Source organism: Cupriavidus sp. 01L415 (assembly GCF_056400065.1).
In genome coordinates this window covers 53,339-68,886 of sequence record NZ_JBFTSP010000027.1, presented here as the reverse complement: position 1 = coordinate 68,886, position 15,548 = coordinate 53,339, and the positions used below count along the sequence as shown (strand labels likewise).

Sequence of the window (15,548 nt, the reverse complement as noted above, 5' to 3'; positions counted from 1 at the left end):
TGTTCGTCCACGCTGACGCCACCTAGATCATGGACCGTCCGCCTGAGCAAGTCCCGGGACTTCGCATCGCAATTGGCGATCATCAGGATCTGTCCTGCCACCACCGGAAGCTTGCGGGCGGTCAGCTTGAGGCGCCGGACCCGTACACCAAGCAATCCGCCAATCCACCAGCCGATCACGCCGCCAAGCATCAGGCCGCCGAGCAGGGCAACCGCGCTTGCAGCCGGACCATGGAATGTCCCACGGGTGAGCATCAGGGTCACGACCGCCAGGGCGCCGATGACAAATCCACCGATAGCGGCCTGCTCGCGATACGTGGTCTGGCCAATCTCGGTCCGGGGCAAGCCCTCGACCGGTTGATTGTCCCGCTGGGCGAACCACGGTCCGTCACGCAGGGATGGTCCGTCGAACAGGCTGGCGAGTCGAGACAGCGTCAATCTCGCAGTGGCCACATCATTCAATGTGAAATAAAGAAAAGTACGCATTGGGCTACCTCACTCGCACGGTCGACCGCTACCACTTGCCGGCCGAAAGATGTTCAGGATGGTGCCGCAGGTCCTGTACCGCCGATACCGAACGAGATACCGAACGATATTGCGGGATACTGCGGCAAAACAGGCATGCCTGACCCGCAGCCATGAGAAATCCCTCGCCCGATGGGGCGATCTCATGACGCAAAGCTCAGGTACGTTACGGAGGGATGGGTCGAAGTGACTGGCAACCAGACGCAAACGCACATGCAGGATGTCGTTGCATCTACCAGTCTAGATGCTGGCACTTGCCAATACCAGAACCCTTACCACACAGAGACTGCAATCCAGTCTCCGGGCTTTGTTCCTGTGTCAGTCAGTCGCGCTACACTGACAGCCACACCACCTCCCGGACTGGCGCATTTCCAGCTTCGATGTGGGCGGAGGGATCAAAATGAACCGTCTACGCTACGCGCTGCGGCTTTCCTATGACATCGAGGACGCCACCGCGGACTTTATCCTGAATATCGAGGCTGCCAGGACATCCCGACAGCATGTTGTCAACGAGCAATTGACGCTGCCACCGTCGGTGGCCGTCACCCGATATACGGACGCGACGCTGTGCAACCGGCTGCTGAGAATACGCGCGCCGAAGGGTAGCCTTTCGCTGAGCTATGAGGCCGTCGTGGACATCGACCATCGGCTGGACGACGGGGCATTCCTGTCGGAGATTCCGGTCGCGGAGATTCCCTTCGATGTGCTGCCCTACCTCGTCCCGAGCCGTTATTGCGAATCCGACCGGCTCATGGAATTTGCGATGCGGGAGTTCGGCGGCATGGCGCCTGGCTATTTCCGTGTGTTTGCGGTCCGCGAGTGGGTGCGTAACCACGTGCGCTTTCTATCCCGCTCGACGAATGAACGCACGTCGGCGACAGATACGGTCGTGGAGCGGACGGGGGTATGCCGTGACTTTGCGCATCTGATGATTGCGATCTGCCGTGCGCTGAGCATTCCGGCCCGCATGTCCAGTAGTCTGGATTACGGCGCCGATCCCGAACTGGGGCAGCCAGATTTTCACGCGGTGGTCGAGGTGTACCTGTCGGGTCATTGGTATCTATTCGACCCCTCGGGCGTCTCCATCCCGACCGGGCTATTGCGCATCGGCACCGGGCGGGATGCCGCGGATATCCCCTTTGCCGCGATCTTCGGCAAGGTCGAGCCCAAGCGGCCCTTTATTGAAATTCAGGCATTGACGGACGACGCTAACGGTATTGGCATGCCACTGGCCACCATCAAGGCGATTTCTACCTGGTGAAGCGAATGGATGCCGGTCGCGTCATGGCGACGCGTGGAATGCGTGGTTTGCGGGTTGGTTAGCGCCCCACCCCCTTCATGCCTTCGGATTCCATCGCCGCATACCATTCTTCGTAGGCTTCAATGGGCTCCATGGCCTGATCGACAAATGCCGTGGCGCGTTCCGCAGCGGCTGACGGCTCAACCTGGCGATCGCTCTGACGGTCGTCCGCGACGCTCGGTGGAAGCAGCATGTCGTCGAGCATCGCCTGGAGCTCCGGGGTATCCCACGGCTTACCCATCCGCTCTTTCCGGTTCAGGTAGTGACGGATTTCCGAGTCTTGCTCGGGCGTCAGCGGGAGTCCTCGGAACGTTCTCCCTGCATTGTCGTGATGGATCATGTGCGTCTCCTTGGATCTGCGCCGACCACTGGCTATCTCAATCCAAGTGGAAGACATCACGCCATGGCAGGGGTACCGTTTCGCGTGCGCTGGCGATCCAATTTACGTTTTCTTCTTGCCTACCCCTTCACTTCGGATACGCGACTGCAGCGTGCCGAACGGTGTGGCCGGAAGTACCGGCTTGGGAGGCTGTTTGGGCTTTTTGGCTTCGCGGTTGCCGCGCAACTGACCCTTGGCCATGGCGGTACTCCTTAGGAATTGATTGCCGAGTGGCAGTCCCAGCATACGCGCATAAGGATCACGAAAGGGAAATATCTTTCCTGACGCCTGCGAATTGAAATAGAGGGGTCGCCGGTAGGGGCCCGCATCGAGCCACCGCCACGTCCTCACGATCTCATCAGCAGCATGCCACTAGAGTCGCTCGTATCCGACGTCTCGCTGTTTTGACTTCACGCGTCGCCGGTGTCGGTGTTCCTCGACAACGGGATGACGCTAACGGCGTCGCCGCGGGATCCCGGAATCGTCGCAGCTCAGATCCGCAACCTGTTTGCTCTTCGGATCAGCCTGACCTGGCTGAGTGGTCTTGCGGGCCTCACGGTTGTTCGGGCGGGCGATTCTCTTGTGTTCGCAGAAGCGTCATCCGGATTGATGGTGCGGAGACATATCTCATAGATATCCTGTCGATGAACAAGTTCGAGGCGTGACTTCTTGATATTAGGCCATGACTCTCCAGCTATCGTCCGCACCGTAATGGCGTACGTTATGCCCAACGGAAATCCGGCAGGACTCTATTGTGTTCACCGATACTCTCCCCACCCAGTTCGTTGATCATTAGCTTGACAGAGTCTTTCGTCCCCAGGGTGCAACTGACAACCATCAGCATCTCGCCTGGAGCAAGTGTTGCCCGCCTTCGGGCGATCAGACCGCGGCGGATTAGCCCGCCAACCCAGCGCCCCAGCCACCAGCCGAGCAGCGCTCCTGCTGCTCCTGTGACCAAGCAGGCCGGCACAGTTGGGACGATGCCTGCAGCGTTGCCCAAGTAGGCGATGGCGAATGTCGCCAGCACCGCACCGCTCAGGGTGCCCACTGTCTCCGATTCACCACGATACGTGGTCTGATGCGAGTCGGCATCTTGCAGCCCCTCCATGGGATGGTCTTCACGCTGAATGAACCACGGACCCTTGACTCGCACTGGGGACGTCGGGAGCGCCGTGAGTCTGGCCTGAATACTCCTTGCGACTACGGCATCATGAAGCCGGAAATACAGCACGGTGCGCATGATTCACCTCGCTAGCAATTGTTCTGCGCCGGTTCACATGCCGCTGGCGCTTAGGAAGACGCAGGGATCCGTCTGGCTATCACGGATGGGCCTCTCGTTCGTACCGGTAGTCTTTCCAGTACGGTGACCTACCGTAGTACGCATGAATGTTGGTGCCCCATTGCGGATCCGCCATGCTGGGCCAGTGGTCCTTATCAAAGCCCGGTGCAGCCTCAAGCTTCGCCTTATCGATGCCCAGCACGAAACTCTTTCGCTCCGTATCGAGCGTCAGCGCAGACCAGGGCACTGCGAACAGCTTCTCGCCAAACCCGAGGAATCCACCGAAGGACAGCACGGCATACGCGACACGCCCATTGACCACGTCGAGCATGATGTGATTAACCGTACCAAGCTTGTCGCCGCCGGGGCCGATGACGGGGTTGTCTTCCAACGTATCCGAAGCCATCACGAATGGCCCTGGACCTGGGTTCTCCGGATCGATGGCGCCGAGAATCACTGCGCGTGGGTTGCCACTGTCGCCGCTGAGGTTATAGGGATTCATGGACCTGCTCCTGAACCTGGTGAAAAATCGACGCGTCAGATCATCCTGGATGATGACCATGATTCTTCGCGGACTTTTACGCCATGGGTGGGTGTCAACAAATGGAGGCTGACACCAATCCGGTCTGCGGTCGGTACGATAGCGGGCACGGAGGACGACATATTGTGCCCGACGGGTAATTTCCCCGCGATCCAATGGCAAGACAAATCGTCGTTGATCCCGTCAAGCCGATTGACGACGTCTTCTTGGCCACGCCGTCATTCCCCAAAACACGCGCATACTGCGGATAGCCACCGGCGCGCGCATGCCCGCACTCAGGAACAACATGTGCGCCTTCCCTATCGTAAGGAGCATCATGGCACTGAGTTTCCCTAACCCCAGCCGCAGTTACGACGCTTCGCGACACTGCGTATGCTTCTGGGGCTACGACAATACCCGTGAAGTCGCTTTTCAGGTCTCGGAACACGTATTGATGCATTTAGGCGAAGAGAGTCCTTTGCCCGAAGAGGCCGCGTTTTTGGCCAGTTTTGACCGTCATCGCGACCAGATATTGCTTCTGGCGCAAGGTATCTATACGACGGGATCGCGCAACTCATACACCATTTCGTCGTAGAGCAATAGCGTGGCTTGACAGACCTGGCCACCATGCCTCGGCTTTTGCACGGACGTTTACGGCTGTTGGCAAAGCGATATGCGGGCTCCTCTCGAGCCTGCTGCGAAGGTTTTCGGTAGCGGCTCACGCAAGCCGACAAATTCACGGACTGCGGCATGACTTGCCGGCAGCGAATGCAGTGCAACGCGTCGATTGGACAGTTTGACCCCACCGCAACTGGGGTGATTGGATGCGTCAAAAAAATGCCCCCAGTCGCTTGACCGAGGGCATGAAGCATGACGGTGTTATCCAGTGTACCTATGCGAGCCGCAATTGGATCCTCGGCGCTACACATGACTGGCTTTCGGTTGACCCCCTGCCCGCCCCTCACTTCCAAGGATCATTGGCGCTAGTCATCGATCGACGCCGATGTCTCCCCGCCTCAAGGCAACGGAATCTGCAAGATTCCATTCCTTGGGGATCGATATCAAGGATAGGTATGGACGTTTCCCCCGTCGGTACGGTGCCGTACCCGCAGATGGCGCGCCTTTGAAGCAAGCGCGGGCCTGTCCGCCAGCGTACCGACTTTTTCGTGGATGGGTGTGAGCCTTGATCCGTCGGGTGAGCGAGATGACGGAGCGCTTCGCATGATGCTTGTCACCGCCGTGACGTCAGGAGAGACCTCTCCTGGCGCGCACAAGTCCTGACAAATCGCATCCACACTGGAGTGAACATGCATAGGATCATTACCTCTGCCCAACACCGCAAGTCGGAGCCCGGTGGCCGTCCGCCGATGCTTGACCCGGAGGAAGGCCATACCTATCAGGCTGCCGTGGACGCATCACTGGAAATGACGTTTCCGGCGAGCGATCCCATCGCACCGGGTGTCGCTATGTACACGATCCAGCGGGTCAGCACCCCACGCGACGAGACAGACTGGAAGCTGGCGGCCGGAAGTGAAAATCAGCCATCCGGCGCCAGCCCCACCGTGTAGCACTGAGACGAGTTCCGATCCCCACCACACTCGGCGCGGGATAGAAACGTCTTGCAGATCGCAATGCCAGTCAGTCTGTCGACAAGACCAGAGCGGCGCTGTGGAGTCATCGTGAACATCATCACCAGCTCCGCCCGCTCATATCGTGGTCGCCGGCATCTGTTATTTTCCATGCTGCAGCTGCTCTCGCTTTCGCGTGCTCTGGGCGGCCGGCGTTCGCGGTCAGTCGATACCTGCATGCATGAACTGGGAGGCAAGCCTCCCAGTCCCATCAGCCCAACGCAGCACCCTGAGTTGCGCTAGGAACGTCGCTGCCGGGCATAGAATCGGGGAGCTCGCGTTGCAACCCGCCCGCCTCAGGTTGGACAAGCTTTGCCGAGTGCGATACGTGGTCCTCGGATTTTCCGGAGACGTACTCGCGCCAGACGAGTGGGAGAATCCCGCCGTGACGCCAGTATTCAACGTCCTCGCTGGTATCGAGCCGGATCGTCAACGGCACGTTGATCGTTGTCCCATTGTCGCGATGGATGATCGCCTCGATACGGCCAGATATGTCGAGATGGTCCGCCAGCGCAACGATATCGATTGTCTCGCTGCCGTCGAGTCCGAGCGACTCCGCCGTGGTACCTGCCTCGAACTGCAAAGGAAGCACCCCCATACCCACCAGGTTGGTTCGGTGAATCCGCTCGAAACTTTCGGCAATCACTGCCTTCACGCCGAGCAATGCGACACCCTTGGCCGCCCAGTCGCGCGATGAGCCGCAACCATAGTTCTTGCCGGCAATGATGGCGAGCGGGACATCGCGTTTCAGGTATTCGGTGGCCGCCTCGTAGACACGCATTTGCGTGCCTTCTGGCATCAGCCTGGTGACGCCGCCTTCCACGCCCGGCACGATGCGGTTTCGCAAGCGGATATTCGCAAACGTCGCGCGCACCGCAACGTCGTGGTTGCCCCGGCGCGTTGTGTAGTTGTTGAAGTCGCGCTTCTCGATACCCTTTGCAAGGAGAAAGTCGGCTGCCGGTGTGCCGATGCTGATCGCACCAGACGGCGAGATATGGTCGGTGGTCACCGAGTCACCAAGAATGACCAGCGGCCGCATGCCCTTGATGTCCTGCACGGGCGCTGCATCTCGCGACAGGCCGTTGAAGTACGGTGGCCTACGCACATAGGTGCTTGCGTCGTTCCAGGCAAAGCGCTCGCTACGCTCCCCGGCCAAGGCATCCCACGGCTCGCCTCCATCGAACAAGTCGGCATAATTGTCGCGGAAGATCTGGGGCTCGTACGCGACTTCGACGGCTTGCGCGATCTCCAGCGCGGTGGGCCAGATGTCCCGGAGGTAGACCGGCTTGCCGCTGTCGCCCACGCCGATCGGCTCCCGCGTGACGTCGACAGTTAGCGAGCCGGTGAGTGCGTAGACAACGACGAGCGCGGGGGAGCCCAGGTAGGCGGCACGAACGTTGGGGTGGATGCGCCCCTCGAAGTTGCGGTTGCCGGACAAGACGGCGGTTCCCAACAGTTTCTCGCGTTCGATGGCCTCCACCAACGGCTCGGGCAGCGGGCCGGAACCGCCATTGCAAGTCGTGCAGCCGAATCCCGCGACGTTAAAGCCGAGCGCGTCGAGCGGCCCCTGGAGGCCGGCCTTTTCCAGCACGGCCGCGGTGACGTGGCTTCCGGGCACGAGAGAAGTTTTTACCCACGGCTTCGTCTTCAGGCCCAATGCCACCGCTCTCTTGGCAACAAGCCCGGCGGCCATCATGTTGACGGGGTTGGCCGTATTCGTGCAGCTCGTAATGGCGGCGATCAGCACGGCGCCGTCGCGCAGCGAGAAGTCTTCGCCGTTCACGGGCACCGCACAATCAGGGTCCAGCGGGCGGCCGGCAATCTCCTGGTGGTGCGTGAGGAAAGCGGTTGGCACAGTCTCGAGGTCGAGACGATCTTCCGGATTCCGGGGGCCGGCCAGGCACGGCCGGATTGTGTCGAGGTCGAGCGTCACCATCGCGTCGAAGCGAGGCAACGGCGTCTCGGCGCCGCGCCAGAGCCTTTGCGCCTTGGCAAACGCCTCCACGAGTTCGAGTTGGTCCTCGTCTCGTCCGGTCATGCGCAGATAGTCCATCGTCCGACCGTCGATCGGGAAGTAGACGGCCGTCGCGCCGTACTCGGGTGCCATGTTTGCGATCATGCCGCGGTCACCGAGGGACAGCGTCTCGAGACCGTTGCCGCAGAACTCAACGAACTTGCCCACGACGCCCATGTCGCGCATTTGCTTCGTGATGGCCAGGACCAGATCCGTCGGGAGGACACCGTCGCGCAGGGTTCCTTTCACTTCGATGCCAATCACTTCCGGCAAGGCGAGCGCGATGGGTTTCCCTACCATCACGGCTTCGGCTTCAATGCCGCCCACGCCCCAGCCCAGCACGCCCAGTCCGTTGATCATGGGTGTATGGCTGTCGGTTCCCACGCAGGTATCGGGGATGGCAAGCTCGCCACCGGCAGCCTTCTCGGTCGACACCACCTTGCCGATGTACTCGAGATGGATCTGGTGCATGATCCCCTTGCCAGGAGGGACGATGCGCACGCCCTCGAAGCTGCTGCTGCACCAGCGCAGGAAGGCAAAGCGCTCACCGTTTCGCTCATATTCCCGTTCGAGGTTGATGCGCCGCGCATCGGTCGTGGCCCAACTGTCCACCTGCAGCGAGTGGTCGATGATCACATCCACCGGCACCTTGGGCCTGACTTGCGCCGGATCGCCACCTGCCTCGGCAACGGCGTCGCGCATGCCAGCCATGTCCACGAGCATTACCTGCCCGAGAATGTCCTGACCGTAGACGCGTGCCGGATAAAAGCTCAGTCCACTGCCAATGCGACGCGCCAACAGTGCGTCGATCTCCGCTTGCGTATCGACGCCGCGACTGGCCTGACGCACCAGGTTCTCCAGCAAAATGCGCAATGAGAACGGCAGTTGATCCACACCTGGCACGTCGGCGATCGACACATAATGCACCGAGCGCCGGCTGAGTCGAAGTTGCTTGATTTCGGGTTCGAATTTCATGGCGATCACCTTGCCGTAGCCAGTTCGTCTTGCGATTGCTCGTCCAGTTCTTGCTGAAGCGCGGGCACTCTCACGAACCCTTCCATCAGTCGCCGTGCAGTGCGGCTCATGATGGCCTTCTTCACGATCCATTCACCGTTCATTTGTTGGGCTTCTGCCCCGACGGACAATGTGCCGGATGGATGACCGAAGCGGATGACCGGACGCGACTGGCCACCTAGCACGCGGCTCACCAGCGTGCCGGGAATCGTGCCCGCGACGGCGATGCCAACGGCGCCAGTCCCTGTCATGGCGTGATGCAATGCGCCCATCGAGAATATGCGTGCCAAGAGGTCGACCTGGGTGGCTGCAACTTGCTTTCCGTTGGATGCCGTGTAGGCCGCTGGGGGGGAGAAGAACGCCAACTTTGGCGTATGAGGGCGATCGCGCGTCACCTCTTCGGCGGACGAGCCCAGGCCCATCGCCACGGCCGCGTGGGAGCGGATGGCTTCGGCCCGGCGCAGCACGTCGGCGTTGTTATTGATGTCTCGCTGGAGCTCCGTGCCATTCAGGCCGAGCGCCGCGGCATCCACAAAGATGGCGGGGTTGCCGGCGTTGATCAGCGTTGCCTCGACGCGGCCGACGCCTGGCACGTCCAGAGCATCCAGCTTGTTGCCCGTCGGGAACATGGCGCCGCCTTCCTCGTCATCTTCGCCGCCCGGGTCGAGAAACTCGAGCCGGACTTCCGCGGCAGGAAAGGCCACGCCGTCAAGTTCGAAGTCTCCCGTCTCCACGACTTCGCCGTCGCGCATTTGCACGTGGGCGATGATGCGCTTCTGTATATTGGCCTGCCAGATGCGCACGGTCGCCCAGCCGTCGCGCGGCGCCTGGACAAGCCCCTCGCTGATGGCGAACGGACCGACGGCCGAGGTGAGATTTCCGCAGTTGCCCGTCCAGTCGACTACGGGGGCATCGATCGCGACGGCGCCGAACAGATAGTCGATATCGCAGTCCGTGCGTGACGAGCGGGAGATCACCACCACCTTGCTCGTGCTCGATGTGGCGCCACCCAAGCCATCAATCTGCTTGCCATACGAGTCGGGGCTGCCCGTGACCCTTAGCAACAGCTTGTCGCGTGCGGCGGCATCGTGGGGCAGGTGTTCGGCGTGGAAGAACACGCCCTTGCTGGTGCCGCCGCGCATATAAACGGCGGGAATGCGTAGTTGCGCGCTGGAATGACTCATTGGGAGTTGCTCCTGTAATCGGTCTGGTGAAAGGCGACGCAGGTTGGACTGCCGGTACAAGCGGCGGTGATTGGCGTGCCCGGCAATTCGAACTTGCCGCCTGCGTGAAGAGGAAAGGTCTGGATGGTGTCGCTGGCCTCGTTGGCCACCACGAGCTGGCAGCAGTCCATGTCCAGGGTGATGAAACGTGGGGTGTGACCGCCGGCAGAGATCCAGTGCCGGGCCGCCGGAAGACGGGTGTCGCGATCGATTGCGATGCACGTCACGCTGTCGTGTCCCCGGTTGCTGACGAACAACGTCAGCGATTCAGCTTCCAGGGCGATGCCGGCGGCACGGCTGTCGCCGGCAAATGATTCGGGCAGGAGCGAAATCACGTGTCGTGCCGACAGGTGGTGATCGCGCGTCAGGTCATAGCTCGTCAGGGTTGAGTCCAGTTCGTTGACCACATACAAGGTCGAACTATCGGGATGCAGCGCTGCATGTCGCGGACCTGCGCCCTCGCGCGTGCGGTGCTCATGGAGCGAGTCCCGCTTCCAGGCGCCGGCCGCGCTGTCGAAGTCGGCGATCCAGATGCGGTCGGCGCCCTTGTCAGGAAACACGAAGCAATTGGAGTCGGGCAGACGCAGCACTTGATGCGGCTGCGATCCGTGTTGTTCGGTGCGATGCGGCCCCGGCGTTCCAGGCAATGCGAGCAAGGCGGCTGGCGCCCCCAGTGCGCCATCGCCAGTCACGGGCAATGCCGCGACGGTCCCGGTGGCGTAGTTGGCGATGACCAGGTGATCGCCACCCTCCGTCATGCAAAGGTGGACCGGATTGCGGCCGCCAGTCGATTGCTGCCCAACAAGCGTAAGAGAGCCGTCGTGCGGGTCGATGCGAAACGCGCTGACCTCGCTGCCGTCGCCGTGTGCTGCGTAAAGGAAGTGGCGAGTTGGCTCGACGATCAGGTAGGACGGATTCTCCAGTCCGTCGACCGACTGCACCGGCCGCCAGCATTCGCCCGGCGCGCCGACGCGATACACCGCGATTCCTTTGCCGCGGGCCGCGCGCTGTCGCGTAGTACGGCAGCCGATATAGGCAAACGTTGACATGGTGGATCGATCCCGCGAACTCATGCCGCGCCCGCGGCTACTGCACGGGAATGGTTTTGTGGGGTAGTCATTGAAGCGTCTCCAGGGGCTGTGGCCAAATTGTTTTGCACTCGGCTTAAGTGCATTCTATGATTAGAAAAAGCAAAAAGCAAACTCAAAAAACACCGGAGACCCAGTCATGAACCCCACAGACCATCCCTTCATTGATTCCCGCCGTCGTGTGCTGCTGCAGGCGCTCACCTTGGTGCCGTGCGTTGGCGCGCTCCCCTTTGGCCGTTCAGCCATGGGCCAAGGCGTGTTCCCCAGCAAGCCAGTGACATTCATCGTCCCGCAGGCCGCAGGGGGCGGCGCTGACCTTCTTTGCAGAACCGTGCAAGGAAAAGCGCAGGAGGTGCTGGAGCAGTCACTGATCATCGACAATCGGCCGGGGGCAGCAGGCAATATCGGCACGGTGCTCGGCGCCCGAGCAGCCCCGGATGGCTACACGATCACGTTCGTGAACCTGTCGACGATGGCGTTGAATCCGCACCTCTACACGCGGCCCGGCTATGCCGTGAGCGACTTCGAACCGCTGGTGTGGATGGCGTCCGTGGCGAACATCCTGGTGGTCAATCCCAACGTGCCGGCGAAGTCGTTGCGCGAGTTTGTCGCGCTGGCCAAGTCCAAACCGGGCAAGCTGACCTACAGCACCGCTGGCAATGGGAGCGGCAACCATCTGGGCGGGGAAATGTTGAAATCCATGGCCGGTATCGATCTCGTCCACGTTCCCTATAAAGGCGGCGGCCCGGCGGTGGTGGCGGTCTTGGGCGGCGAGGTGGACGCCTCCATCGCCGATCCGCTAGCGGCATTGCCGCATATCCGCAGTGGCAAGCTGCGCGCGCTGGCTGTTACCAGCGCGAAGCGCAGTCCCGGGTTGCCGGACGTCCCGGCGATGGCCGAGGTGGTGCCAGGCTATGAGGCGACGTCGTGGGCAGGCGCGATGGTGCCGAAAGGCACACCTGTGGCGGTTCGGCAGAAGCTCAGTGAGGCGTTGCTGGCCGGGCTCAAAGAGCCGGCCAACGCAGAGAAGCTGCGCAGCCAACTTTACGAGCCGGTTGCCGGCGACGCCAAAGCCTTTGCCGCGCTAATCCAGCGGGAAAACGACAAATGGTCCAAGCTGATCAAGCAACTGGGGATGCAAATTGATTGATATTGGCGTTACATCCAAAGGCGGTGCGCCAGCGGCAAGGTCGAGATGGGATAATCCGGACTTGCGGGTCACACCACCCGAAAATCCAGATGCTGCCATGGCCCTCTCTCAGCTCCAGTCCCGTGTCGTTCGTGAAATCGTTGCCCTGGCACGCGTTGATGGCTTGCGGGCCGGTGACCATCTTGCCGAGAGCGTGCTGGCCGAGCGGATCGGGGTGTCGCGCTCGCCCGTCAACGTTGCGCTGCGCCACCTGGTGGAGATCGGCGCGGTCGTTCACGATCACAACCGCGGCTATTTCCTGCGTGACGATGCGGCCTCACTGTCGGGGATCGCGGAACAGTTCTCACAGGAACCGGATGATCCGCTCTACCTGAAGATTGCAGAAGAGCGACTGGGCGGCACCCTGCCCGACCTGGTCAACGAAGCGGACCTGATGCGCCAGTACAAGGTCGCCCGCAGTGCCTTGCGAAACGTGCTGTCGCGCATCCAGGAGGAGGGCTGGGTGGAGCGCCGGATCGGTCATGGCTGGTGTTTCCTGCCGATGATCGACTCAGCCCAAGCCTATGAAGAAAGCTATCTCTACCGCAGCGCGCTAGAGCCGACCGGTCTGCTAAGCCCGTGGTTCAAGGCAGATCCGGTGGAACTGGCTGCCCTGCGTCGGCAGCAGCGGGCGATTGCTGATACTGGCTACGAGTCGATGACGCCGATCGAACTGTTCGAGTCGAATAGTCGCTTCCATGAAACCTTGGCCAAATGGTCGGGCAACCGCTTCCTGGCCCAGTCGGTCAGGCGTATGGATTCCCTGCGCCGCCTCGTTGAATACAGCCAGGCGAAAGACCGGAAGCCGCGTCAGGCACAAGCCCAGGAGCACCTCGCCATTCTCGACGCGATTAGTGAGCTGGACATGCTCAAGGCAGCGTCGCTGATGCGGGAGCATCTCGAGGGTGCCCGACGCGCGAAGGTTCACGGCAACACGATCTTCAAGAGCGCCGCCTGAATCGGTGAACCCGTCGCGATGCGGCGGATTTTTTTGCACATAAATGCACTAATAGATCACAAAACGCAATCGTAGGTTTTTTAGTCACGGTGAGGGTGAGAGCGATTTGGCTCGTGGTCTCGCTACACCGGTTTGGCTTCACGCCTGTCGATTGCCGCCACCGGCCGCGACGCCGGGGCTACTCCCCTGGAGAACATCCCCATGATGCTGACGCTGCTTGGCTTCGGCATGATCCTGACCTTCATGGTCCTGATCATGACCAAGCGTCTTTCCCCGTTGATCGCGTTGATCCTCGTCCCGATCCTCTTTGCCATCGCCGCGGGTTTTGCTCCGGCGTTGGGGCCAATGATGCTAGGCGGAATCAAGTCCATCGCCCCGACCGGCGTGTTGCTGATGTTTGCCATCCTGTACTTCGGCATCATGATCGACGCCGGTTTGTTCGATCCGCTGATTCGGGTGTTGCTCAAGGTCATGAAGGGTGACCCATTGCGCGTGGTCATGGGTACGGCAGTCCTGGCCCTGATCGTTTCGCTGGACGGCGACGGGTCCACCACCTACATGATCACCGTATCGGCCTTGCTGCCGCTTTACCTGCGACTCGGCATGCGGCCCCTGGTGATGGTGTGCGTGATCTTCATCGGCAATGGCGTCATGAATATCACGCCATGGGGTGGGCCGACCTCGCGCGTCGCGGCATCCCTGCATCTCGACGCGGGCGCGATCTTTCTTCCGATGCTGCCCATTGTTGTCGCGGGAACGTGCACCGTACTGGGTATTGCCTGGCTGCTCGGCCGCAGTGAGCGGCGGCGGCTTGGGGCGAAGCTCAAACTTCCTGCGGACCGGCGCGAGTCGATTGCGCCAAGCCAGGATCAGGATGGTCATTTGCCGACGATCCAACCGCCGGCGGACACGAAGCGGCCGCGGCTGATCTGGATCAACGCCACGTTGACGATCGCGCTGATGGCGACGTTGGTGGCCGATGTTGTTCCGATTCCCGTGCTGTTCATGGTGGCCGCGGCGTTGGCTCTGATGATCAACTATCCCCAACTGTCCGACCAGCGCATGCGCATCGCCGCGCATGCCGAAAACATTCTCGCCGTGGTGTCTATCATTTTTGCCGCTGGAATCTTTACGGGCATTCTTTCCGGCACAGGAATGATTCAGGCGATGTCACACGCCGTGCTGGCCACGCTGCCACCGTCGTTTGGTCCCTATCTCGCGCCGATCACCGCGTTCCTCAGTTTGCCTTTCACGTTCTTCCTCTCCAATGATGCGTTCTACTATGGCGTGGTCCCCATCATTGCGCAGGTGGCAGGAAATTACGGAATCACTCCGCTCGAGATCGCGCGCGCCTCGCTGGTCGGCCAGCCGGTTCATCTGCTCAGTCCGCTGGTGCCATCCACCTACCTGCTCGTGGGGTTGGCCAGCGTGGATTTCGGCGACCACCAGCGATTTGCCTTCAAGTGGACGTTGCTGGTTTGCGCACTGATGTTTGCGGCCGGCCTGACGTTCGCCGTGTTTCCGTTCGCGAGATAGTGCGCTAGATGCGAATTTTCACGCCGCCGCTTCGTTCACTCTCAAACTAGGATGTTCAACCATGGAAGTCTCCAAAGCGATCCAGCGGGCCTTTGCCCCAACGGGCAGGCTGCGGGCATCGATTAATCTCGGTAATCCTCTCCTTGCTCATCGGGCCGAGAGCGGAGAAGCTGCAGGCGTATCCGTCGATCTCGCACACGCGCTTGCGCAACGCCTGTGCGTCGAGCTTGAGCTCGTCGTCGTCGACGCGGCCGGAAAGTCTGTCGATGTCATTGCCAATGAGGAGGCAGACATAGGCTTTTTTGCAATCGACCCAAAGCGTGGCGCGGCAACTACGTTCACGGAGCCGTACCTCTTGATCGAGGGCTACTACCTCGTGCGTGATGATTCCCCGGTGCACGCCAATGCAGATGTCGATCTTCCCGGCACCCGCGTGGTCGTCGGTAAGGGCAGTGCCTACGATCTTTATCTGACAAGGGAGCTGAAGCATGCCCAAATCATTCGATCACCAACATCGCCGACGGTAGTGAAGACATTCCTGGAAGAGGACCTAGATGTTGCCGCGGGCGTCAGGCAGCAACTTGAGATGGATATCCGTGGCATGGAGGGGCTTCGCCTTCTGGACGAGCGATTCATGGTCATTCGCCAGGCAATGGGTGTGCCGAAATCGCGCGGGGAGACCGCCGGAAATTTCCTTGCTGATTTTGTTGAAGAGATGAAACGCTCCGGCAAGGTCGCAGAGGCGTTGCGAGCGCACGGTGTCAATGGTGCGGAGGTCGCGCCCGCAATCCGCCGATGAAAGCGCATTGCCGGCCGGGCACCCACTGCTGATTCACTGAGCCAGACTGCGGATGCTGTTGAAAAAGCTGCTATCGAACGCCCCCCAGCGCCCTGCG

Annotated in this window: 15 protein-coding genes; 7 read left to right on the top strand and 8 right to left on the bottom strand. The window is 61.0% G+C overall.

Going from position 1 to position 15,548, the window contains the following annotated elements; all coding sequences use genetic code 11:
* On the bottom strand, positions 1 to 437 hold a 437-nt coding region (locus AC1DOX_RS25650; protein ID WP_441622288.1), incomplete at its 3' end, for a hypothetical protein.
* Between the two features lie 487 nt (positions 438 to 924).
* On the opposite strand from AC1DOX_RS25650, the gene AC1DOX_RS25645 reads away from it, so the two are divergent.
* A complete protein-coding gene (locus AC1DOX_RS25645; protein WP_441622286.1) occupies positions 925 to 1,785 on the top strand; it encodes a transglutaminase-like domain-containing protein in 861 nt (286 codons plus the stop codon).
* Between the two features lie 58 nt (positions 1,786 to 1,843).
* Here the strand turns inward: AC1DOX_RS25645 and AC1DOX_RS25640 are convergent, their stop codons facing one another.
* From AC1DOX_RS25640 to AC1DOX_RS25625, 4 genes are all read right to left on the bottom strand, one after another.
* Complete coding sequence (locus AC1DOX_RS25640; protein WP_441622284.1) at positions 1,844 to 2,164, bottom strand: hypothetical protein; 321 nt, start codon at positions 2,162 to 2,164, stop codon at positions 1,844 to 1,846.
* Positions 2,165 to 2,266: 102 nt separating this feature from the next.
* Positions 2,267 to 2,404 carry a hypothetical protein gene (locus tag AC1DOX_RS25635; protein WP_441622282.1) on the bottom strand — a complete coding sequence of 46 codons (138 nt, stop codon included), beginning with the start codon at positions 2,402 to 2,404 and terminating at the stop codon, positions 2,267 to 2,269.
* A 520-nt stretch (positions 2,405 to 2,924) separates the two neighbouring features.
* Entirely contained in the window at positions 2,925 to 3,443 is a 519-nt protein-coding gene (locus AC1DOX_RS25630; RefSeq protein WP_441622280.1) for a hypothetical protein, read from the bottom strand.
* Between the two features lie 79 nt (positions 3,444 to 3,522).
* Positions 3,523 to 3,984 (bottom strand): PRC-barrel domain-containing protein, encoded by a 462-nt coding sequence (locus AC1DOX_RS25625; RefSeq protein WP_441622278.1) that lies wholly within the window; start codon positions 3,982 to 3,984, stop codon positions 3,523 to 3,525.
* Positions 3,985 to 4,339: 355 nt separating this feature from the next.
* Here AC1DOX_RS25625 and AC1DOX_RS25620 point away from each other — a divergent pair, with 355 nt between their 5' ends.
* Entirely contained in the window at positions 4,340 to 4,597 is a 258-nt protein-coding gene (locus AC1DOX_RS25620; RefSeq protein ID WP_441622276.1) for a DUF1488 family protein, read from the top strand.
* A gap of 712 nt (positions 4,598 to 5,309) precedes the next feature.
* Entirely contained in the window at positions 5,310 to 5,570 is a 261-nt protein-coding gene (locus AC1DOX_RS25615; RefSeq protein WP_441622274.1) for a hypothetical protein, read from the top strand.
* Positions 5,571 to 5,841: 271 nt separating this feature from the next.
* Here the strand turns inward: AC1DOX_RS25615 and acnA are convergent, their stop codons facing one another.
* From acnA to AC1DOX_RS25600, 3 genes are read right to left on the bottom strand one after another with little or no spacing between them, the layout of a single operon-like run.
* A complete protein-coding gene (acnA, locus tag AC1DOX_RS25610) occupies positions 5,842 to 8,619 on the bottom strand; it encodes an aconitate hydratase AcnA (RefSeq protein ID WP_441622272.1) in 2,778 nt (925 codons plus the stop codon).
* A gap of 5 nt (positions 8,620 to 8,624) precedes the next feature.
* Entirely contained in the window at positions 8,625 to 9,842 is a 1,218-nt protein-coding gene (gene prpF / locus AC1DOX_RS25605; protein ID WP_441622270.1) for a 2-methylaconitate cis-trans isomerase PrpF, read from the bottom strand.
* Entirely contained in the window at positions 9,839 to 10,930 is a 1,092-nt protein-coding gene (locus tag AC1DOX_RS25600) for a lactonase family protein (RefSeq protein WP_441622268.1), read from the bottom strand. The genes prpF and AC1DOX_RS25600 overlap by 4 nt, the downstream gene beginning before the upstream one ends.
* Positions 10,931 to 11,108: 178 nt before the next feature.
* Between AC1DOX_RS25600 and AC1DOX_RS25595 the strand changes: the two genes are divergently transcribed.
* The 4 genes from AC1DOX_RS25595 (at position 11,109) to AC1DOX_RS25580 (ending at position 15,451) form a co-directional block, all read left to right on the top strand.
* Entirely contained in the window at positions 11,109 to 12,119 is a 1,011-nt protein-coding gene (locus AC1DOX_RS25595) for a Bug family tripartite tricarboxylate transporter substrate binding protein (RefSeq protein ID WP_441622266.1), read from the top strand.
* Positions 12,120 to 12,216: 97 nt separating this feature from the next.
* The gene (locus tag AC1DOX_RS25590; RefSeq protein ID WP_441622264.1) at positions 12,217 to 13,116 is read left to right on the top strand and encodes a GntR family transcriptional regulator; all 900 of its coding nucleotides are present in this window, start codon (positions 12,217 to 12,219) and stop codon (positions 13,114 to 13,116) included.
* Positions 13,117 to 13,317: 201 nt separating this feature from the next.
* The gene (locus tag AC1DOX_RS25585; protein ID WP_441622262.1) at positions 13,318 to 14,652 is read left to right on the top strand and encodes a CitMHS family transporter; all 1,335 of its coding nucleotides are present in this window, start codon (positions 13,318 to 13,320) and stop codon (positions 14,650 to 14,652) included.
* A 61-nt stretch (positions 14,653 to 14,713) separates the two neighbouring features.
* Positions 14,714 to 15,451: an ABC transporter substrate-binding protein gene (locus AC1DOX_RS25580; RefSeq protein WP_441622260.1), complete on the top strand. Its 738-nt coding sequence runs from the start codon at positions 14,714 to 14,716 to the stop codon at positions 15,449 to 15,451.
* Positions 15,452 to 15,548: the final 97 nt, after the last annotated feature.

Bases quoted from the DNA above. Each gene is read 5' to 3' on its own strand.
- AC1DOX_RS25625 (WP_441622278.1), bottom strand. From the start codon at position 3,984: ATGAATCCCTATAACCTCAGCGGCGACAGTGGCAACCCACGCGCAGTG.
- prpF (WP_441622270.1), bottom strand. From the start codon at position 9,842: ATGAGTCATTCCAGCGCGCAACTACGCATTCCCGCCGTTTATATGCGC.
- AC1DOX_RS25645 (WP_441622286.1), top strand. From the start codon at position 925: ATGAACCGTCTACGCTACGCGCTGCGGCTTTCCTATGACATCGAGGAC.
- AC1DOX_RS25590 (WP_441622264.1), top strand. From the start codon at position 12,217: ATGGCCCTCTCTCAGCTCCAGTCCCGTGTCGTTCGTGAAATCGTTGCC.
- AC1DOX_RS25615 (WP_441622274.1), top strand. From the start codon at position 5,310: ATGCATAGGATCATTACCTCTGCCCAACACCGCAAGTCGGAGCCCGGT.
- AC1DOX_RS25620 (WP_441622276.1), top strand. From the start codon at position 4,340: ATGGCACTGAGTTTCCCTAACCCCAGCCGCAGTTACGACGCTTCGCGA.
- acnA (WP_441622272.1), bottom strand. From the start codon at position 8,619: ATGAAATTCGAACCCGAAATCAAGCAACTTCGACTCAGCCGGCGCTCG.
- AC1DOX_RS25585 (WP_441622262.1), top strand. From the start codon at position 13,318: ATGATGCTGACGCTGCTTGGCTTCGGCATGATCCTGACCTTCATGGTC.
- AC1DOX_RS25595 (WP_441622266.1), top strand. From the start codon at position 11,109: ATGAACCCCACAGACCATCCCTTCATTGATTCCCGCCGTCGTGTGCTG.
- AC1DOX_RS25640 (WP_441622284.1), bottom strand. From the start codon at position 2,164: ATGATCCATCACGACAATGCAGGGAGAACGTTCCGAGGACTCCCGCTG.
- AC1DOX_RS25580 (WP_441622260.1), top strand. From the start codon at position 14,714: ATGGAAGTCTCCAAAGCGATCCAGCGGGCCTTTGCCCCAACGGGCAGG.
- AC1DOX_RS25630 (WP_441622280.1), bottom strand. From the start codon at position 3,443: ATGCGCACCGTGCTGTATTTCCGGCTTCATGATGCCGTAGTCGCAAGG.
- AC1DOX_RS25635 (WP_441622282.1), bottom strand. From the start codon at position 2,404: ATGGCCAAGGGTCAGTTGCGCGGCAACCGCGAAGCCAAAAAGCCCAAA.
- AC1DOX_RS25600 (WP_441622268.1), bottom strand. From the start codon at position 10,930: ATGTCAACGTTTGCCTATATCGGCTGCCGTACTACGCGACAGCGCGCG.